Annotated in this window: 26 protein-coding genes; 20 read left to right on the top strand and 6 right to left on the bottom strand. The window is 64.0% G+C overall.

The annotated features are described in order from the left end of the window. Window positions 1-147 precede the first annotated feature (147 nt). From AC1ROK_RS00130 to AC1ROK_RS00120, 3 genes are all read left to right on the top strand, one after another. The gene (locus AC1ROK_RS00130; protein WP_492842634.1) at window positions 148-522 is read left to right on the top strand and encodes a glyoxalase superfamily protein; all 375 of its coding nucleotides are present in this window, start codon (window positions 148-150) and stop codon (window positions 520-522) included. Window positions 523-638: 116 nt separating this feature from the next. Then, window positions 639-971, top strand: a complete 333-nt coding sequence (locus AC1ROK_RS00125) for a DUF6152 family protein (protein ID WP_492844638.1) — start codon at window positions 639-641, stop codon at window positions 969-971. Next, window positions 972-1418, top strand: coding sequence for a hypothetical protein (locus tag AC1ROK_RS00120; protein WP_492842632.1), 447 nt, complete (start codon window positions 972-974; stop codon window positions 1416-1418). Window positions 1419-1572: 154 nt separating this feature from the next. On the opposite strand, the gene AC1ROK_RS00115 is transcribed toward AC1ROK_RS00120, so the two are convergent. Further along, window positions 1573-2766 (bottom strand): BaiN/RdsA family NAD(P)/FAD-dependent oxidoreductase, encoded by a 1194-nt coding sequence (locus AC1ROK_RS00115; protein WP_492842630.1) that lies wholly within the window; start codon window positions 2764-2766, stop codon window positions 1573-1575. Window positions 2767-3164: 398 nt separating this feature from the next. On the opposite strand from AC1ROK_RS00115, the gene AC1ROK_RS00110 reads away from it, so the two are divergent. From AC1ROK_RS00110 to AC1ROK_RS00100, 3 genes are all read left to right on the top strand, one after another. Continuing rightward, a complete protein-coding gene (locus AC1ROK_RS00110; RefSeq protein ID WP_492842628.1) occupies window positions 3165-4205 on the top strand; it encodes an aspartate-semialdehyde dehydrogenase in 1041 nt (346 codons plus the stop codon). 90 nt (window positions 4206-4295) lie between these two features. Continuing rightward, on the top strand, window positions 4296-5171 hold the full coding sequence (locus tag AC1ROK_RS00105; RefSeq protein WP_492842626.1) for an EamA family transporter: 876 nt from the start codon (window positions 4296-4298) through the stop codon (window positions 5169-5171). Beyond that, a complete protein-coding gene (locus AC1ROK_RS00100; protein ID WP_492842624.1) occupies window positions 5168-5620 on the top strand; it encodes a GNAT family N-acetyltransferase in 453 nt (150 codons plus the stop codon). The genes AC1ROK_RS00105 and AC1ROK_RS00100 overlap by 4 nt, the downstream gene beginning before the upstream one ends. Before the next feature lie 33 nt (window positions 5621-5653). Here the strand turns inward: AC1ROK_RS00100 and AC1ROK_RS00095 are convergent, their stop codons facing one another. Then, the gene (locus tag AC1ROK_RS00095) at window positions 5654-6289 is read right to left on the bottom strand and encodes a carbonic anhydrase (protein WP_492842622.1); all 636 of its coding nucleotides are present in this window, start codon (window positions 6287-6289) and stop codon (window positions 5654-5656) included. A 75-nt stretch (window positions 6290-6364) separates the two neighbouring features. On the opposite strand from AC1ROK_RS00095, the gene AC1ROK_RS00090 reads away from it, so the two are divergent. After that, complete coding sequence (locus tag AC1ROK_RS00090) at window positions 6365-6574, top strand: DUF1737 domain-containing protein (RefSeq protein WP_055046801.1); 210 nt, start codon at window positions 6365-6367, stop codon at window positions 6572-6574. A gap of 47 nt (window positions 6575-6621) precedes the next feature. Here AC1ROK_RS00090 and AC1ROK_RS00085 read toward each other — a convergent pair whose 3' ends face one another. Next, window positions 6622-7074 carry a winged helix-turn-helix transcriptional regulator gene (locus AC1ROK_RS00085; protein ID WP_492842620.1) on the bottom strand — a complete coding sequence of 151 codons (453 nt, stop codon included), beginning with the start codon at window positions 7072-7074 and terminating at the stop codon, window positions 6622-6624. Window positions 7075-7126: 52 nt separating this feature from the next. Here AC1ROK_RS00085 and AC1ROK_RS00080 point away from each other — a divergent pair, with 52 nt between their 5' ends. From AC1ROK_RS00080 to AC1ROK_RS00070, 3 genes are all read left to right on the top strand, one after another. Beyond that, the gene (locus AC1ROK_RS00080; protein WP_492842618.1) at window positions 7127-7801 is read left to right on the top strand and encodes an alpha/beta fold hydrolase; all 675 of its coding nucleotides are present in this window, start codon (window positions 7127-7129) and stop codon (window positions 7799-7801) included. Continuing rightward, a complete protein-coding gene (locus AC1ROK_RS00075; RefSeq protein WP_492842616.1) occupies window positions 7798-8238 on the top strand; it encodes an SET domain-containing protein-lysine N-methyltransferase in 441 nt (146 codons plus the stop codon). The genes AC1ROK_RS00080 and AC1ROK_RS00075 overlap by 4 nt, the downstream gene beginning before the upstream one ends. A gap of 109 nt (window positions 8239-8347) precedes the next feature. Continuing rightward, complete coding sequence (locus AC1ROK_RS00070; RefSeq protein WP_492842614.1) at window positions 8348-8584, top strand: hypothetical protein; 237 nt, start codon at window positions 8348-8350, stop codon at window positions 8582-8584. 152 nt (window positions 8585-8736) lie between these two features. Here AC1ROK_RS00070 and AC1ROK_RS00065 read toward each other — a convergent pair whose 3' ends face one another. Further along, window positions 8737-9036, bottom strand: a complete 300-nt coding sequence (locus AC1ROK_RS00065; protein WP_492842612.1) for a GIY-YIG nuclease family protein — start codon at window positions 9034-9036, stop codon at window positions 8737-8739. A gap of 235 nt (window positions 9037-9271) precedes the next feature. After that, a complete protein-coding gene (locus tag AC1ROK_RS00060) occupies window positions 9272-9865 on the bottom strand; it encodes an NUDIX domain-containing protein (RefSeq protein ID WP_492842610.1) in 594 nt (197 codons plus the stop codon). Between the two features lie 152 nt (window positions 9866-10017). Between AC1ROK_RS00060 and AC1ROK_RS00055 the strand changes: the two genes are divergently transcribed. The 10 genes from AC1ROK_RS00055 (at window position 10018) to AC1ROK_RS00010 (ending at window position 15577) form a co-directional block, all read left to right on the top strand. After that, window positions 10018-10248 carry a hypothetical protein gene (locus AC1ROK_RS00055; protein ID WP_492842608.1) on the top strand — a complete coding sequence of 77 codons (231 nt, stop codon included), beginning with the start codon at window positions 10018-10020 and terminating at the stop codon, window positions 10246-10248. A gap of 146 nt (window positions 10249-10394) precedes the next feature. Then, window positions 10395-10781: a succinate dehydrogenase, cytochrome b556 subunit gene (gene sdhC, locus AC1ROK_RS00050; protein ID WP_492842606.1), complete on the top strand. Its 387-nt coding sequence runs from the start codon at window positions 10395-10397 to the stop codon at window positions 10779-10781. After that, window positions 10778-11173 (top strand): succinate dehydrogenase, hydrophobic membrane anchor protein, encoded by a 396-nt coding sequence (gene sdhD / locus AC1ROK_RS00045; RefSeq protein ID WP_492842604.1) that lies wholly within the window; start codon window positions 10778-10780, stop codon window positions 11171-11173. The genes sdhC and sdhD overlap by 4 nt, the downstream gene beginning before the upstream one ends. Before the next feature lie 5 nt (window positions 11174-11178). Next, window positions 11179-12987, top strand: a complete 1809-nt coding sequence (gene sdhA / locus AC1ROK_RS00040) for a succinate dehydrogenase flavoprotein subunit (protein ID WP_492842602.1) — start codon at window positions 11179-11181, stop codon at window positions 12985-12987. A 1-nt stretch (window position 12988) separates the two neighbouring features. After that, window positions 12989-13456: a hypothetical protein gene (locus tag AC1ROK_RS00035; RefSeq protein WP_492842600.1), complete on the top strand. Its 468-nt coding sequence runs from the start codon at window positions 12989-12991 to the stop codon at window positions 13454-13456. Continuing rightward, window positions 13453-13881, top strand: a complete 429-nt coding sequence (locus tag AC1ROK_RS00030) for a DUF3052 domain-containing protein (RefSeq protein ID WP_492842598.1) — start codon at window positions 13453-13455, stop codon at window positions 13879-13881. Before AC1ROK_RS00035 ends, AC1ROK_RS00030 begins: the two co-directional genes overlap by 4 nt. A 17-nt stretch (window positions 13882-13898) precedes the next feature. Next, window positions 13899-14186 carry a hypothetical protein gene (locus tag AC1ROK_RS00025; protein ID WP_492842596.1) on the top strand — a complete coding sequence of 96 codons (288 nt, stop codon included), beginning with the start codon at window positions 13899-13901 and terminating at the stop codon, window positions 14184-14186. A gap of 18 nt (window positions 14187-14204) precedes the next feature. Beyond that, window positions 14205-14537: a hypothetical protein gene (locus tag AC1ROK_RS00020; RefSeq protein ID WP_492842594.1), complete on the top strand. Its 333-nt coding sequence runs from the start codon at window positions 14205-14207 to the stop codon at window positions 14535-14537. A 4-nt stretch (window positions 14538-14541) separates the two neighbouring features. After that, complete coding sequence (locus tag AC1ROK_RS00015; protein ID WP_492842592.1) at window positions 14542-15324, top strand: succinate dehydrogenase iron-sulfur subunit; 783 nt, start codon at window positions 14542-14544, stop codon at window positions 15322-15324. A 73-nt stretch (window positions 15325-15397) separates the two neighbouring features. Next, entirely contained in the window at window positions 15398-15577 is a 180-nt protein-coding gene (locus AC1ROK_RS00010) for a hypothetical protein (RefSeq protein ID WP_055046786.1), read from the top strand. A gap of 249 nt (window positions 15578-15826) precedes the next feature. On the opposite strand, the gene AC1ROK_RS00005 is transcribed toward AC1ROK_RS00010, so the two are convergent. Next, window positions 15827-16531 (bottom strand): transposase (locus AC1ROK_RS00005; protein WP_492842590.1); only part of this gene is annotated, 705 nt, incomplete at its 5' end.

Here is a 16531-nt window from a genome sequence, read left to right as displayed (position 1 = left end):
ATCTCGCGACAAGACAACCACGAGAAGCTGGAGTGCGGTTCAACGAAACGCAATCCTGCTCTCGAGTTGCCCCATTGGTAGCGGATGGACAGCGTCGCTGCCATAAGACTTCCGCGAGTTCTGGCGCTGCAACGAGGGATGAACACGATGATATTGAACTATCTGCAGACGGTGCCGATCCTGCGTTCGTTCGATGAGGCGAAGGCGCGGGAGTTCTATGTCGATTGGCTGGGCTTCACGGTCGATTGGGAGCACCGGTTCGAGCCGGGGATGCCGCTCTACATGCAGGTCAGCCGGGACGGCCTCGTGCTGCATATTTCCGAGCACCATGGCGATGGCTCGCCCGGCGTGCGGGTGCGGGTGAACTGCACCGGGGTAGCGGAGTTGCAGGCCGAACTGATCACCAAGCGCTACAAGAACAACCGGCCGGGACTGGAGCGTCCGGACTGGGGCGGGCTCGAATGCACCGTGGTGGATCCGGTCGGCAACCGCATCACCTTTGCGGAGGCGGATCACGACTGACGACCGGGCCGTTGTGGTAAGGCGACGACCGGCATAGGCTCGGTGAGGTTCGGCAAGAGGAGGTCCCGATGAGGAGACTTCGCACTGTGCTGCTGGCTGTGACGCTCGGCATCGCGATGCCGGTGCTGCCGGCGCTGGCGCACCATGGCTGGGCGTGGACCGAGGACGGGTTCTTCGAACTCACCGGGACGGTCAAGTCCGTGTTCGTCGGCAATCCGCACGCGACGCTCGATCTCGAGGTCGAGGGCGTGGTCTGGCGGGTGGAACTGGCGCCACCTGGGCCAACCATGGCGGCGGGGTTCACCGAGGATACGGTGAAGCCGGGCGATGAGGTGGTGGCGCTGGGCAACCGCTCGCTCGATCCGAACGAGAAGCGGATGAAGGCGGTGCGGATCACCGTGGGCGGGAAAGCCTACGACATCTATCCCGCTCGTGTGCCGGCGAACTAGGTGGAGGCGCTGCTCGGCAGTATCGAGCAGCTGGCGCTGATCAAGGCGCTGAAAACCTCGTTCTTTGCCTATCCGGTCGTCAACGCGCTGCACATCCTCGCCATTGGAGCGCTGATCACCTCGGTGCTGTTGATGGATCTCAGGGTGATCGGGGTGATCCGGAGCCTCGAGGAGCAGCCGTTCGTCAGGCTGCTGCGCCGCGTTGCGCTCGGGGCGTTTGCCCTCGCCGTGCTGACCGGCGCGCTGATGTTCGCGGTGCGGGCGACGGAATATGCGGGGATGCCGCTATTCTGGATCAAGATGGGATTGATCGGGCTCGCCGGGGTAAACTTCGTGGCATTCAGCCTGCTGCGGCAGCCGGCGGCGAAGCGGGTGCTGGCAGGTGTGTCGATCACGCTATGGCCGCTGGTGCTGCTGGCGGGGCGGTTTCTCGGCTTCGTGCTGTGAGGGATGGGACGGCGATCAGCGAACGCTCTGCAGGCTGCCTTCGGGGGGCGGTGATTTCAGCGGCCCAGCTGGCTTCGCCCTGTCCTGGGCAAGAGAATCGCGCTGCCCAGACCGATGGCAGGTGAGAGCACTGCATCGACCTGGGTCATGCGGTTCAAGCGACCTGACCGGCGGCCCAACCGGAGGCCCAGGCCCACTGGAAGTTATAGCCGCCGAGCCAGCCGGTGACATCGACGGCTTCGCCGATGAAGTAAAGGCCGGGGACATTGCGGGCCTGCATGGTGGTCGAGTCGAGGCCGTCGGTGTCGATACCCCCCAGGGTGACTTCGGCGGTACGGTAGCCTTCCGAGCCGGTCGGCTTGATGGTCCAGCGGCGCAGCGCATCCTCGATCTTGCTGAACGATTTGTCGCTCATGTCGCCCAGCATGGTGGTGATGCCGATCTCCTCTGCCAGCATCTGGGCGAGGCGCTTGGCAAGGTGCTGCGACAGGACGGTCTGCAATTGCAGTTTCGGCGTGGCGCTGCGCGCGTCGCGCAGGATGTCGCCGAGGTCACCATTGGGGAACAGGTCGATGACGATGGCATCGCCCTCGCGCCAGTAGCTCGAGATCTGCAGGATCGCCGGGCCCGAGAGGCCGCGATGGGTGAAGAGCATGGCTTCGTCAAAGCTCTTCTTGCCGACGGAAATGCGGGTCGGATCGACGGCGATGCCCGAGAGCGGCGCGAGGCGCTCGAGGATGCGCGGCTCGAAGGTGAGCGGCACGAGGGCCGGGCGGGTCTCGGTGACCTTCAGGCCGAACTGGGTGGCGAGTTGATAGGCGAGGCCGGTGGCCCCCATCTTGGGGATGGATTTGCCGCCGGTGGCGACGACCAGCGATTTGCCGATCAGCGTTTCGTTCGCCGTCATCACGGTGAAGCTGCCGTCGGCGTGGCTGACGCTGTCGATCTCGGTGTCGAGCAGCAGGTTGCCGTGCGCCTTCTTCAGCTCGCTGAGCAGCAGGTTGACGATCTGCTGGCTGGAGCCGTCGCAGAACAGCTGCCCCAGGGTCTTCTCGTGGAACGGGATGGCGTACTGGTCGACCAGCGCGATGAAGTGTTCCGGCGTGTAGCGGGAAAGGGCCGAGAAAGCGTAACGCGGGTTGCTGGAGAGGAAGCGGTCGCGGCCGGCTTTGACGGTGGCGTTGATGTTGGTGAAGTTGCAGCGTCCGCCGCCGGAAATGCGGATCTTCTCGCCGGCATTCTTGGCGTGGTCGATCACCAGCACCGAGCGGCCGCGCTTGCCGGCTTCGATGCCGGCCATGAGACCGGCCGCGCCGGCGCCGAGGATAATCACGTCGTAGGTTTGCATGGGGTGGGAGATACACGGTGGGTGAGGCGGTGAATAGGGTGCGATCCTTCACCGGGTGGTCAAAACGGCGGCGAGGGTCTGGCCCGCTCCACCAGCTTGGCCGGCAGCCCGGGCGTAGGCGATGTCCTATAGGTGATTGACTATTTGCGATTTCGGCGTAGAAACGCGGCGCCGGACAAGAGGATCGGGTTGCGGGATGCGCAAGACCCACCACATTACAATGACCAAAGCGAAGACCATGGGTCTTCGTGGTGTCGTTGTTTCGGCGACCAAAACCACCAAAACCCCCTGAGCCGATCCCCGGGCAACTCCCGCCGGGGAGCGGCCGGATGCCATGTGTGCCGCGGACCACAGCCGGTCCAGCGCGGGGGAAATGAAGGCAAAGAGGACTTTCCAAAATGGGTTATCGCGTCGCCGTCGTCGGGGCCACAGGCAATGTGGGCCGGGAAATGCTCAACATCCTCGCCGAGCGGAAGTTTCCCGCCTCGGAAGTGATCGCTTTGGCCTCCGCCCGCTCGCAGGGCCAGGAGATCAGTTTTGGCGACAAGCGGCTCAAGGTACAGAACCTCGAGCATTTCGATTTCAAGGGCGTCGATTTTGCGCTGATGAGCGCCGGCTCGGCCATCGCCAAGGAATATGGCGAGAAGATCGGCGCGACCGGCTGCATCGTCGTCGATAATTCGAGCTTCTGGCGTTACCACGGCGACGTTCCCCTCGTCGTGCCCGAGGTCAATGCCCACGTGCTCGACACGTATATGGCGCGCAATGACCGCAAGAACATCATCGCCAACCCGAACTGCTCGACGGCGCAGCTGGTGGTGGCGCTGAAGCCGCTGCATGACCTCGCGACGATCAAGCGGGTGGTGGTCGCGACCTACCAGTCCGTCTCGGGCGCCGGCAAGGAGGGCGTCGATGAGCTGTGGGACCAGACCAAGGGCGTGTTCGTCAACGACAAGCTCGAGCCGAGGAAGTTTTCCAAGCAGATCGCCTTCAACGTCATCCCGCACATCGATGTGTTCATGGAGGATGGCTATACCAAGGAAGAGTGGAAGATGGTGGCCGAGACCAAGAAGATCCTCGACCCCAAGATCAAGCTCACCGCCACCTGCGTGCGCGTCCCGGTGTTCGTCGGCCACTCCGAAGCGGTGAACCTCGAGTTCGCCAACCCGATTTCGGCTGACGAGGCGCGCGAAGCGCTGCGCGAAGCGCCGGGGATTTCGGTGATCGACAAGCGCGAGGCTGGTGGCTACGCCACGCCGGTGGAAGCGGCTGGCGAATACGACACCTATGTGAGCCGCATCCGCGAGGACGTGACGGTCGAGAACGGGCTCAGCCTCTGGGTGGTGAGCGACAACCTCAGGAAGGGCGCGGCGCTCAATACCGTGCAGATTCTCGAGACGCTGATCGAGCGGAAGCTCGTGGAGAAGAAGGCGGCTTAGGCTGTACTGTATCAGTGGTCGCCTTCTCCCTTTGTGGGAGAAGGCACCGACTGACAGATTTCGGGCGTACCTGCCCTCGGAAATCACTATATGCCCATCCGCCACATCGTTCTCGCCCTCTCGGTCGCCGTCGTCTGGGGGCTGAGTTTTGTCGCCATCCGATGGGGCGTCGATGAGGTGGCGCCGCTGTTGCTGACGGCGGTGCGCTATGTGTTTGCGGCCTTGCCGGCGGTGTTCTTCGTCAAGCGTCCCGCAGTGGGCTGGCCGCTGCTGATCGGCTATGGCCTCGCCATCGGCGTCGGGCAGTTCGGGTTGCTGTTCCTTGCCATCAAGCTCGGGATGCCGGCGGGGCTGAGTTCCCTGGTGATCCAGCTGCAGGTGTTCTTCACCATCTTTCTCGCCTTCGCCTTTTTCGGCGAGCGCCCGGGCCTCGCACAGCTGGGCGGGGCGGCGGTGGCGCTGGTGGGGATCGGAGTGATCGCGGCGGAGCGGCTCGACGGGGCGGCGCTGCTGCCGCTGCTCTTGACCATCGCCGCGGCCGGCTGCTGGGGCCTCGGCAATATGGTGGGCAAGGCCGCAGGGCGGATCGACATGCTGGGCTTCGTCGTCTGGTCGGCGCTGATTCCGCCGATCCCGCTGCTCGTGGCTTCGCTGCTGCTCGACGGGCCAGGGGCGATCCCGCTGGCGCTGTCGCAACTGACCCTCAAGGGGATCGGCTCGATCGCCTTCATGGCCTATATCGCGACACTGTTCGGCTTCGGCGCCTGGGCATGGCTGTTGAGCCGCTACAATACCGGGCAGGTGGCGCCGTTTGCGCTGTTCGTGCCCGTGGCGGGAATCGCCAGCGCCGCGCTCTTCCTCGGCGAGGCGATCACCGGGGTCGAGATCATCGGCAGCGTGCTGGTGTTCGCAGGTTTGCTGATCAACGTGTTCTGGCCGCGGCTCATGCGGCGCAAGCCGGCATGATTACGCTGCGCCCGGCGACCGAAGCGGATGCGGCTGGTATTGCGGCGCTGTTCGCGACGTCGCGGCGGCTGCTGACCTTCCTGCCGGACCTCCACACCGTCGAGGAGGACCGGGTCTATGTGCGCGACAAGGTGCTGCGCGATTTCCGGGTGACGGTGGCGGAGCGGGACGGGGCGATCGTCGGTTTCATGGCCGAGCTCGAAGGCTGGATCGAGCATCTCTATGTCGAAGCGGCACAGCTGCGCTCGGGCGTCGGATCGGTGCTGATCGCCGATGCGCAATCGCGCAACGAGGACCTGCAACTGTGGTGCTTCGCCAACAACCTGCGCGGCCGGGCGTTCTATGAGCGGATGGGGTTCGAGGCGGTGAAATTCACCGATGGGGCCACGAACGAGGCGAAGGCGCCAGATATTCTGTATCGGTGGGAGCGGGAATTCGGCAGCGGGTGAGGGATGCTGTGCGTGCCCCTCCCCGGCAGCAGGTCAGACGTCCGGCCGGTAGAAGTCGCCGTCGGCGTTCATCACCCAGAGTTCGCCGGTGGAGATGTCGAACCAGGCGCCGTGGACGGCGAGCTTGCCTTCCTCTTCGAGGCGCTTGACGTAGGGGAAGGTGCGCAGGTTGTTGATCGAGTTGCGGATCGAGAAGCGTTCCAGCATGGTCTGGCGCTCCTTGTCGGTCAGCAGGGTGTATTTCGACACCGCGTCGGAAACCGGCGCGAGCATGGCCATCCACTTGCCGATGAAATCGCCCTGGGCCAGCGGATTTGCTGGGGCGAGGGCGGCCCTGATGCCGCCGCAGCGGCCGTGGCCCATCACCACGATGTTGGAGATCTCGAGCGCGTTGACCGCGAACTCGATGGCCGCCGAGGTGCCGTGCTGGCCGCCATCGGGCTGAAAGGTGGGCACCAGATTGGCGACGTTGCGGAGCACGAACAACTCACCGGGACCAGCGTTGAAGATGGTCTCAGGCGCCGCGCGGCTGTCGCAACAGGCGATGATCATGGTGGTCGGGGATTGTCCCCGATCTGCCAATTCCCGGTAACGGCCCTGTTCGGGGTCGTAGCGGTCGGACATGAACGACTTGTAGCCGTCGAGCAAAAATGCTGGAAACCCATCCATACCGCAGCGGATTAGCGGTTACTGGACGCAATTTCAATCGCCCGGGGCAAAGAGGGCGAGCAAAAGGAGTAGTGCATGTTGATCTATCGGTTCCTCTCGGGGGAGGACGATTCCGCTTTCTGCCACAAGGTTACCAAGGCGCTGAGCGAGGGCTGGGTGCTGCACGGTTCTGCCAGCTATGCGTATGACGCAATGAACAAGAAGATGGTCTGCGGCCAGGCGGTGACCAAAGTGGTCAGCGACCAGCCATACGACCCGGACAAGAAACTGGTCGACTACGTCTAGCTGAAGGCGACGGCGGCGCCTCGTGGGTTGGGAATACCCGAAGCGCCCTAAACCAAGCCGTTCAGGTGGATGCGCCGCAGGGCCTCCATCTGGGCGGCAACTGCTCCGGGCCCGCCGCGATCGCGGGCCTCGCCGGTCGCCGCCATTTGCGGATCGACCGGCTGATACTTCCGGCTCCAGCGGCTGATCTCGGCAACGATCGGCAACAGCTCGATCCCCATCTCGGTCAGCGAATAGATCGCCTTCAGCTTGTGGGCGGGATCGCCGGCGCGCGTCAGCACGCCCGCATCGACGAGCTTCACCAGCCGATCGGCAAGGATGTTGGTGGAGATACCCTCGTCGGAGGCGAGGAACTCGCGGAAATGCCGCTTTCCCGCAAACATCATGTCGCGAACGATCAACAGGCTCCATTTGTCGCCAAACACCTCGAGGCCGAGGTTGATCGGGCAGCCGGAACGGTGCGGGGAAGGCGAGGCGTTTTCCATGGTTGCAAAATACAATCTTCGGTTGTAAAACGCAATCACTTGCAAAATGCAATCACTGGAGGAAGAGATGGCGACGTTCGTGATCGTGCATGGGGCCTGGACGGGGAGCTGGTCATGGGTGCGGGTGATCGATCGGCTGCGGGCGCGGGGCCATAAGGTGCATGCGCCGACGCTGAGCGGGCTCGCCGAGCGCTCGCATCTCAACCAGCTGCCGATCACGCTGAGCACCCATATCGACGATATCGTCAACGAGGTGCTGTGGAACGACCTCGAGGACATCGTGCTGGTGGCGCATTCCTATGGCGGGATCGTCGCGACGGGGGCGGTGGAGCGGCTCGGCAGGAAAGTGCGCTCGATCGTCTATCTCGATGCCTTCGTGCCTGAGGACGGACAGGGGTTCACCGATTTCGCCCCGGGCTGGGAGCTGAGCGGGCAACTCACGGAGTCGCCGCCCTCTTCGCCGGGCGACTATCTCGACGAAGCCGATCGCGCCTGGGTGGAGAGCAAGGCCTCGCCGCAGCCGACAGCGACGCTGACCGAGCGGCTGAAGGTCACAGGCGCCTACAAGGCGGTGCCCAGGAAGACCTATATCGTCGCCACCGGCTGGGACGGTTTCCAGGGCATCGCGGATGGATTCCGCAATCAGCCCGGGTGGACGGTTCGCGAAGTCAAATGCGGCCACGACGTGCCGATCGACAGGCCGGAGGAACTCAGCGGACTGCTCGAGGAGGCGGCAAGATGAATGTGCATATCGACAGCTTTACCGAGGTCTTCCTCGGCGACGGGGCATTCGTGCCGACGGTCGCCGACGCGGTGGTGGGGCCGAGCCGGATCGCCGGCCGCGGGTTGTTCACCAGCCGGGCGCGCAAGGCCGGGGAGCTGCTGGCCGAACTCGACGGACAGTTGGTCGAGTGGGAGCGGTTCCCTGAGGTGCTCGAGACGCTGGAGTGGAACGCGGTGACGCCGGAGCTGCTGCTGGTGCGACCGCTCAGGACCAGCTACGGGTTGATCAACCATTCCTCCGACCCCAATGTGGTGATCGATCCGGACGGCCGGCACATGCGCTGTGGCCGGGCGATGGAGCTGGGCGAGGAATTCACCATGGATTATTTCGCCCAGCCCGTGCCGGAGGCCTATCTGGCGTTGCCGGAAGCAAGGGTGTTGCGCGGCGAGCGGTAGGGATCGGGCTAAACCGAACATGAACGGTGGGTTCAAGGCGGGTTCGGACGGCTGGGGCTAGAAGGGGACAACAAACGCGCTGGGATGCGCCAGGTCTTGAGGTCCCGAGATGCAGATCAAGCTGATTGTCGCCGCCGCCGCACTTGCCGCCCTGGCGCTGCCGCTCGCGGTGTTCGCCAGCCAGCCGCAGGTCGGCGCCGCCAAACCGGCGCCGTCGCTGGCCAAGGCGCAGATGCTGTCCATGCTGATGCTCGACCCGCGCGAAACCGGCGCCGAGTTCACGGTGAAACTGCCCGAGGGCTATGCGACGCTGGATGTGGATGCGGACCCGTTTGTAACGAACTGAGCGTTTCGCTGCTCCCACCCCGTACTCGATGTCACCCCCGCGAAAGCGGGGGCCTCTGTTTTCTGAGCGTGTTGATAACTCTGCAAACGGAGGTTCCCGCTTTCGCGGGAATGACCCGGTGGATCGTGTGAGGTTAGGCGGGCAACCGCGAGTTACCCGAACAACCCATCGTACAAATCATCCCAATGGGGATTGTCCTTTTCGATCAGTTCGATCTTCCAGGTCCGCCGCCACTTCTTGATCTGTTTTTCGCGCGTGATGGCGTTGTAGGGGTCGTCGTGCTGTTCGAAGTAGACCAGCTTGTGCACGTGGTAGCGGGATGAGAAGCCCGGGACCAGGTCCTCACGGTGGATATAGATGCGGACGGGCAGGTCGCCGGTCACACCGGTGTAGAGCGTGCCGTACTTCCGACTGGCGAGGATGTAGACGAAGAACCGTCCGCTTGTGCTCATGCCAAACGGCTACCACGGAGTCATTCCCGCGAAAGCGGGAAACTCTGTTTGCTGAGCGTGCAGCGGGCCTGGCAGTGAAGGCGGTCGTCCACCTTCATGCTCGCCACACACTCGATGTCACCCCCGCGAAAGCGGGGGCCTCTGTTTTCTGCGCGCCGCCGCAAGCTCCGTAAACAGAGGTTCCCGCTTCGCGGGAATGACCCCGTGGGTGGGACGGATCCCAGGGGACACTCCCTCACAAGATCCCCTTCAACCGGACATGCTGCAGCAGCATGATGGTCTTGGCGTCGGCGATCTCGCCTGACGCGATCATGTCGAGCGCGGCGTCGATGCCGAGTTCCAGCACCTCGATGTCTTCGCCCTCATGCTCGAGGCCGCCGCCGGCGGAGACTTTCGAGTCGGCGTCGTATTCGGCGAGGAACAGCGAGAGTCTTTCGGTGACCGAGCCGGGGCTCATATAGGCGCTCATCACCAGCTCGACGTCGTGGACACGATAGCCGGACTCTTCCTCGGCTTCCTTCCTTGCTGTCGTCACCGGGTGGTCGCCGTCGAGCTTGCCGGCCACGACCTCGATCAGCCAGCCCGGGTCGCCATGCGTACCTGGTTCTCCATGAGCGAACACCGGGAAGCGGAACTGGCGGGTGAGGATGACGGTGCGCTTCTCGCGGTTGTAGAGCAGCACCCCGGCGCCATCGCCGCGATCGTAGGTTTCGCGCTCCTGGCGCTGCCATTCGCCATTGCGGCGCTTGAGCTCAATGGTGGTCTTCTTCACCAGGCCCCAGTTGTTCGACAGCACTTGTTCGCTGAGCACCCGTACTTTTTCGTTCACGTCATCTCTCCCTCCGGGAACCGGCACAAAGATCATGCGTTGCTGAACCGATTGTGAATAGCGGCTTCAGCGCAGGGCCAAGTGAAGGCAGCTAGAAGCCTCATCAAGCAGCGGAAACCGGATACCGGTCGCCCGCAACAAGGACGAAAGAGATGGGCAGACTCGCGGCAGGAACGTTCATTGCACTCGCGGTTCTCGCGATGCAGGGCAACCTGGTGCGGGATGTCCTGGCCGAAGACAGCCAAAGGCTGATCGCCTCGACCACGCTTTCGTCCGCCACCCCGGTGGCGTCCGGACCCAGCAGCGAGCGAGTGCTGAGCCTGTTGCTCACGCTCGAGGCGCTGCGGGCCGCGCCCGAAGTTCTCGGCTCCCCGCGCCGCTAGAGATGCGCTCAGTGCATAGCGGTACCAAAGTGCAATGCTCGGCATAAGCAGAGCCTTTGACCTGCGGGCAAAGCGCCGCTAGAAGTCTCGAACCATTCCAAACTGGAGCGTCCGGCCTTCTCGGCGGGGCGAGGCGCGAGACTAGCATGGCTCCTTCTTCACGGCCGCTTTCGCCGCATCTTTCGATCTACCGCTTTACCCTCACCATGACGATGTCGATCGTGCACCGCGCGACCGGCATTGCGCTCTATGGCGGCACCCTGCTCTTGGTGCTGTGGCTGGTGGGAGCGGCGGTCGGCGGCGGCTTCTTCGATTTCGTCACCTGGCTGTTCGGCATGTGGCTGGGGCAGCTGGTGCTGTTCGGCTACACCTGGGTGCTGTTCCACCACATGTTCGGCGGCATCCGGCACTTCATCTGGGACACCGCCAAGGCGATGGATCCGGCGGGCCGCGAACTGGCGGTGCGGATCCAGCTCGGGGCCTCGATCCTTGTGACGCTGATCGTCTGGGCAATCTTCGTGTGGTTCAAATGAGCGTTCTCGGCAAACCCACGCGGGCCCAGATTCAGAACCCGTCGACGCATTACGGCAGGGCCAAGGCCTCGACCCGGCATTTCATCACGCAGCGCATCACCGGCGCGATCAACATCGTGTTCGCGATCTTCATCATCTGGTTCGTGGTCAGCCTCGCCGGCCGGGCGCCGGCCGAGATGATCGAACTGGCCCGCAACCCGTTCGTCGCGATCGGGTTGGCGCTGCTGGTGGTCAACGTCTCGATCCATATGCGCAACGGCATGCGTGACACGATCGAGGATTATTTCGACAAGGGCGAACATGGCTGGGCGATGCTCGCCAACAACCTGTTCGTCGGTTTGTTCTTCGTGGTGGCGCTGGGCGCCATCGCCAAGCTCGTCTTCTGGGGATAGCCCGTATGGCCGCTTATGAGATCATCGACCACGAATTCGACGTGGTCATTGTCGGTGCTGGCGGCGCCGGGTTGCGCGCGACGCTGGGCATGGCCGAGCAGGGGCTCAACACCGCCTGCATCACCAAGGTGTTCCCGACCCGCTCGCACACCGTAGCGGCGCAGGGCGGCATCGCGGCGTCGCTGGGCAATATGGGCCCCGACAGCTGGCAGTGGCACATGTACGACACCGTCAAGGGGTCGGACTGGCTGGGCGACAACGACGCCATGGAATATCTGGCGCGTGAAGCGCCGGCGGCGATCTACGAGCTAGAGCACTATGGCGTGCCGTTCTCGCGCACCGAAAAAGGCACCATCTACCAGCGGCCGTTCGGCGGCCACATGACGGAATTCGGCGACGGCCCGCCGGTGCAGCGCACCTGCGCCGCGGCCGACCGCACCGGGCACGCCATTCTCCACACGCTCTATGGCCAGTCGCTCAGGAACAATGCGCAGTTCTTCATCGAGTACTTTGCGCTCGACCTGATCATGGGCGCCGATGGCTCGTGCCAGGGCGTGATGGCGTGGAAGCTCGATGACGGCACGCTGCATCGTTTCCGCGCCAAGCTGGTGGTGCTGGCGACCGGTGGTTATGGCCGGGCGTATTTCTCGGCCACTTCGGCCCACACCTGCACCGGCGACGGCAACGGCATGGTGGCGCGAGCCGGGCTGCCGCTGCAGGACATGGAGTTCGTGCAGTTCCACCCCACCGGCGTCTATGGCGCGGGTGTGCTGATCACCGAAGGCGCCCGCGGCGAGGGCGGCTATCTCACCAATTCCGAGGGCGAGCGCTTCATGGAGCGCTATGCGCCCAACGCCAAGGACCTGGCGAGCCGCGACGTGGTGAGCCGCTGCATGACCATCGAGATCCGCGAGGGCCGCGGCGTCGGGCCGAAGAAGGATCACATCTTCCTGCATCTCGACCATCTCGACCCGAAAGTCCTGCACGAGCGGCTGCCGGGCATCACGGAATCGGCCAAGATCTTTGCCGGCGTCGACCTGACGCGCGAGCCGATCCCGGTGCTGCCGACCGTGCACTACAATATGGGCGGCATCCCCGCGAACTATCACGGCGAGGTGCTGAACCCGACCGAAGGCGATCCGGACCGCGTGGTGCCGGGGCTGATGGCGGCCGGCGAGGCGGCCTGCGCCTCGGTGCACGGCGCCAACCGGCTGGGCTCGAACTCGCTGACCGACCTCGTGGTGTTCGGCCGGGCTGCGGCCCTGCGAGCGGCCAAGGTGGTCGACAAAGGCGCGATGGTGCCGGCGATCCGGGCGTCGGAAGACGAGCGCATCCTCGCCCGCTTCGACCGGCTGCGGCACGCCAATGGCTCGTCGCCGACGGCTGAGGTGCGCGACAGGATGCAGCGCATCATGCAGGAAGATGCGGCGGTGTTCCGCACCTCGGAATCGCTGAAGTCGGGCGTCGAGCGGATTACCGCCCTCTATGGCGAGCTCAGCGATCTCAAGGTTTCGGACCGTTCGATGATCTGGAACTCGGACCTGGTCGAAACGCTGGAACTCGAGAACCTGATGGCCTGCGCCGCAACCACGGTGGTTTCGGCCGAAGCCCGGCACGAAAGCCGCGGCGCCCACGCGCATGAGGATTTCCCCAACCGCGACGACGTCAACTGGCGCAAGCACACGCTGAGCTGGATCAATGATGCGGGCAAGGTGGATCTCGGCTACCGACCGGTGCATGTCGACCCGCTGACGCCGGAAAGCGAGGGCGGGATTTCGCTGAAAAAGATCGCGCCGAAGGCGAGAGTGTATTGAAGTGAAGGCGCTGGCGCTCGTCGTGGCAGTGCTGGCGACGGTGAGCGCCGCCGACGCGGATGAGGTGCGTCAGGCGACTGAACAGGAATTTGCTCGCGCGCTGGTGGGTTGCTGGGGCTCCGAGTGGCGCGCAACATTCATGGATGACACCGAGAAGAGTGGCGTCGATACGATCTGCTTCAGCCGAGCGGGGGAGGTGAAGAGCTACGGAGGTCTCGCCGGCACTGTCGATACCGGACGATACTGGCTGGCGGATCGGAAGCTGCATATCAAGGCGGACGTTCCGGCAGACTACTGGATGCTTGGCGCTTCGCAAATGACCTGCGATGCCACGGTGAGGCGGCGCGACACCTTGAATCTCCTGGCGTGCAAGGGCGCTCGCCACGATTCCGGGCCGGGAGCGCAGGATGACCTCGGAGATCTCTCGCTTTTCGCGGTCGATGATGATGGGGGTGCGGGCAAGAATTGACCTCGAACCCAGGCTATTCCGGCACTCCCCTGCCGCAGAAGCTGGGGCTCAAGGATGGGCAGCGGGTGCTGTTTCTTGCGCTGCCGGATGAGCTTGGGAAACTGGCGTCGGCGCGAGATTTCGCCGAGGCGCGCAAAGCTCAGTGGGATAACTGGCGCGGGACCAAGGGCTGGGACTTCGTCCATGGCTTCACCGCCTCGCGCGGCGTGCTCGAGGATAATGCGCGGCCGTTGATGGAGGCCATCACCCGCGATGGGGTGATCTGGATTTCGTGGCCGAAGAAGGCATCAAAGGTGCCGACCGACATCACCGAGGATGTGATCCGTGAGGTGGTGCTGCCGATCGGGTTGGTCGATATCAAGGTGGCGGCGGTCAGCGAAATCTGGTCGGGTTTGAAACTGATGATCCGCAAAGAATTGCGGTGAGAGATACGGGGCGAATGATGAAGCGGGTATTGGTGGCGCTGCTGGCGCTGGGGATGCTGTCGGGTGTGGTTCAGGCCGCGCCGACCGAGGCGCAGAAGGCCGATTTCTACAAGACCTGCATGGGCATCGCTTCGGACGATGCGCTCTGCTCGTGCAAGGCGGATGCAGCGATGACGCTGATCGACGAGGAATTCATGGCCATGGTCATCGCCTCGATGAAGGGCAAGTCGCCGCCGGAAGGCCAGTATGCGGCGTACAATACCTACGTCGCCAAATCGAACCAGATCTGCAAGCCGAACTACTGACCAAACGAGGTAACGCCCGTGTCGCTCATCTCCACCAAAGCCTTAGGACTCGTCGCCGGCGCGTTCGCGACGCTCTGGCTCACCGGCTGCGGCGGGCTGTCGGCGGATGCGCGGGCGGTGGCCGATGCCTGCTCGAAGGTGCCGGGCGCCACGGCGGAAAGCTGCCAGTGTTATGCCAAGGAACTGTCGAGCAAGCTGAAGCCCGAGCTGATGAAGCTCGCGACCTATGCCCAGACCGACCCGGGCAAACTGTTCGACCCCGCGGTGATCGGCAATCTGAGCGCCAATGACGTGATGGCGGTGACCAACACGTCGGCCGCGGCGCTGAAGACATGTAAAGTTGTAGGATAGTCCCATGGCTGAACTGACGCTCCCAAAGAACTCACGGATCATGCCGGGCAAGACCTGGCCGAAGCCCGTGGGGGCGACGCGGCTCAAGGAGTATCGGGTCTACCGCTACGACCCGGACAGCGGCGAGAACCCGCGGCTCGACACCTATTTCGTCGATCTCGACGATTGCGGGCCGATGGTGCTCGACGGGCTGCTGTGGATCAAGAACAAGGTCGATCCGACCCTGACGTTGCGCCGCTCGTGCCGTGAGGGCATCTGTGGCTCATGCTCGATGAATATCGGCGGGGCCAACACGCTGGCCTGCACCAAGGGCATGGACGATTTCGCCGGCCATATCAGCGTCTATCCGCTGCCGCATATGCCTGTGATCAAGGACCTGGTGCCTGACCTCACCACCTTCTACGACCAGCACCGTTCGATCGAGCCGTGGCTGAAGACCACGACGCCGACGCCGGAAAAGGAGTGGCTGCAGAGCCGCGACGACCGTGCCAAGCTCGACGGGCTGTACGAGTGCATCCTGTGCGCCTGTTGCTCGACCTCGTGCCCCTCCTACTGGTGGAATGGCGAGAAATATCTCGGCCCCGCCGTGCTGCTGCAGGCCTATCGCTGGCTGATCGACAGCCGCGACGAAGCAACCGAAGAGCGGCTCGACAACCTCGAGGATCCGTTCAAGCTCTATCGCTGCCACACCATCATGAACTGCGCCAAGGTCTGCCCGAAGGGCCTGAACCCGGCCAAGGCGATCGCCGAGATCAAGCAGATGATGGTGACGCGGGAGTTCGCGTAGGGCGGAACAGGCCTGGGAGTCGCATAAGCTGTACGAGACCGTTGCCGAGATCGAGGATCCGTCCGTTGCCCGCGTGCTGATCGCGGCGCTGAAGGCGCATGGCTTTCACCCCAAGGAAGGCGGCGAGCACGGCCTGCCGGGGCTCGCGGGCGTCTATGGGCCGAAGGGAATCCCGATCGAGCTGCCGGAGGACGAGGCGGCGGATGGGAAAATCCTCGCCGAAGCGCTCGTGGCGGAGATGGTGAAGCGGTAGGGGTGGGTACCGATGGATGAGGGGTGGCCCGGTGGCTGCCAGACCCCCTCTCTGGCGAAAACTAAGGACTTAGCTACGCTAAGCCCAAGTTTTCGCTTTCTCCCCCGCCAAGGGGGAGAGTCCCGACTGATACTCCGGCGCAAGTGGAAGGCACGGATCATCTCCCCCTTGGCGGGGGAGAAAGCAAAATCTTAGGTTTAGCCGTTTGGCTAAGCCTTAGATTTTGCAAGAGAGCATCTGTGTTTGCCGTCAAGCTGTTTTGGGTTGGTCAGGCTCCCAAGGGCGGTTCTGCGTAAGCAGGGTGTTTGCGAGCACGACGAGCTTTCGCATGAGCGCGGTGAGCGCGACCTTGGGCGGCTTACCGGCGTTGCACAGGCGCTGGTAGACCGCCTTGAGGTCGGGGTTGTAGCGGGCGGCGCTGAGAGCAGCCATGTAGAGGGCGTTGCGCACCAGCATGCGACCACCGCGGATGTGGCGTTGGCCCTGCCTGCGGCCGCTGTCGTCAGCAATGGGCGCCAGGCCCGCGAGCAGGGTGGCGGCTTTGGCCGAGCACCGGCCCAGCTCGCTCAGTCCGGCCAGTAGCGCAGCAGCGGTAGTGGCACCGATGCCGGGGATGGACAGCAGTATGGTGTAGCGAGCGGCCAGCCCGGGATCGGCCTTGATCAACTGCTCGATCGCGGCCTCGAGGCGCTTCCCATGGCCCTTGAGGCTGGTGTGGCGGCGCCTTAGTTCGGTCTTGAGGAACGGGATCGTTGACTGCTCCAGCCGGTTACCAAGCGCTATCGCCTCGGTGCGAGCGGCACTGTGGGCGTTGACCAGCTCCTGCAACTGCTCGAGCTGCAGTGGCGCCGGCTGGTTGGGCTGGGGAGCAAGGCTGTGGCCCATCACTGCCAACAGCCGCGCATCGATCCGATCGGTCTTGGCTAGCACCCCACACGCCTGGGCGAACAGCCG

The organism is Devosia sp. GW821-FHT12F11, from assembly GCF_058806655.1.
Note: the sequence above shows the minus strand (reverse complement) of the source record. Positions and strands in the feature narration are given on the sequence as shown.

What these genes read in the sequence shown, in the direction of transcription:
- AC1ROK_RS00130 (WP_492842634.1), top strand. Translation starts at nt 148, where the DNA reads ATGATATTGAACTATCTGCAGACGGTGCCGATCCTGCGTTCGTTCGAT.
- AC1ROK_RS00125 (WP_492844638.1), top strand. Translation starts at nt 639, where the DNA reads ATGCCGGTGCTGCCGGCGCTGGCGCACCATGGCTGGGCGTGGACCGAG.
- AC1ROK_RS00115 (WP_492842630.1), bottom strand. Translation starts at nt 2,766, where the DNA reads ATGCAAACCTACGACGTGATTATCCTCGGCGCCGGCGCGGCCGGTCTC.
- AC1ROK_RS00110 (WP_492842628.1), top strand. Translation starts at nt 3,165, where the DNA reads ATGGGTTATCGCGTCGCCGTCGTCGGGGCCACAGGCAATGTGGGCCGG.
- AC1ROK_RS00105 (WP_492842626.1), top strand. Translation starts at nt 4,296, where the DNA reads ATGCCCATCCGCCACATCGTTCTCGCCCTCTCGGTCGCCGTCGTCTGG.
- AC1ROK_RS00100 (WP_492842624.1), top strand. Translation starts at nt 5,168, where the DNA reads ATGATTACGCTGCGCCCGGCGACCGAAGCGGATGCGGCTGGTATTGCG.
- AC1ROK_RS00095 (WP_492842622.1), bottom strand. Translation starts at nt 6,289, where the DNA reads ATGGATGGGTTTCCAGCATTTTTGCTCGACGGCTACAAGTCGTTCATG.
- AC1ROK_RS00090 (WP_055046801.1), top strand. Translation starts at nt 6,365, where the DNA reads ATGTTGATCTATCGGTTCCTCTCGGGGGAGGACGATTCCGCTTTCTGC.
- AC1ROK_RS00080 (WP_492842618.1), top strand. Translation starts at nt 7,127, where the DNA reads ATGGCGACGTTCGTGATCGTGCATGGGGCCTGGACGGGGAGCTGGTCA.
- AC1ROK_RS00075 (WP_492842616.1), top strand. Translation starts at nt 7,798, where the DNA reads ATGAATGTGCATATCGACAGCTTTACCGAGGTCTTCCTCGGCGACGGG.
- AC1ROK_RS00070 (WP_492842614.1), top strand. Translation starts at nt 8,348, where the DNA reads ATGCAGATCAAGCTGATTGTCGCCGCCGCCGCACTTGCCGCCCTGGCG.
- AC1ROK_RS00065 (WP_492842612.1), bottom strand. Translation starts at nt 9,036, where the DNA reads ATGAGCACAAGCGGACGGTTCTTCGTCTACATCCTCGCCAGTCGGAAG.
- AC1ROK_RS00055 (WP_492842608.1), top strand. Translation starts at nt 10,018, where the DNA reads ATGGGCAGACTCGCGGCAGGAACGTTCATTGCACTCGCGGTTCTCGCG.
- sdhC (WP_492842606.1), top strand. Translation starts at nt 10,395, where the DNA reads ATGGCTCCTTCTTCACGGCCGCTTTCGCCGCATCTTTCGATCTACCGC.
- sdhD (WP_492842604.1), top strand. Translation starts at nt 10,778, where the DNA reads ATGAGCGTTCTCGGCAAACCCACGCGGGCCCAGATTCAGAACCCGTCG.
- sdhA (WP_492842602.1), top strand. Translation starts at nt 11,179, where the DNA reads ATGGCCGCTTATGAGATCATCGACCACGAATTCGACGTGGTCATTGTC.
- AC1ROK_RS00025 (WP_492842596.1), top strand. Translation starts at nt 13,899, where the DNA reads ATGAAGCGGGTATTGGTGGCGCTGCTGGCGCTGGGGATGCTGTCGGGT.
- AC1ROK_RS00015 (WP_492842592.1), top strand. Translation starts at nt 14,542, where the DNA reads ATGGCTGAACTGACGCTCCCAAAGAACTCACGGATCATGCCGGGCAAG.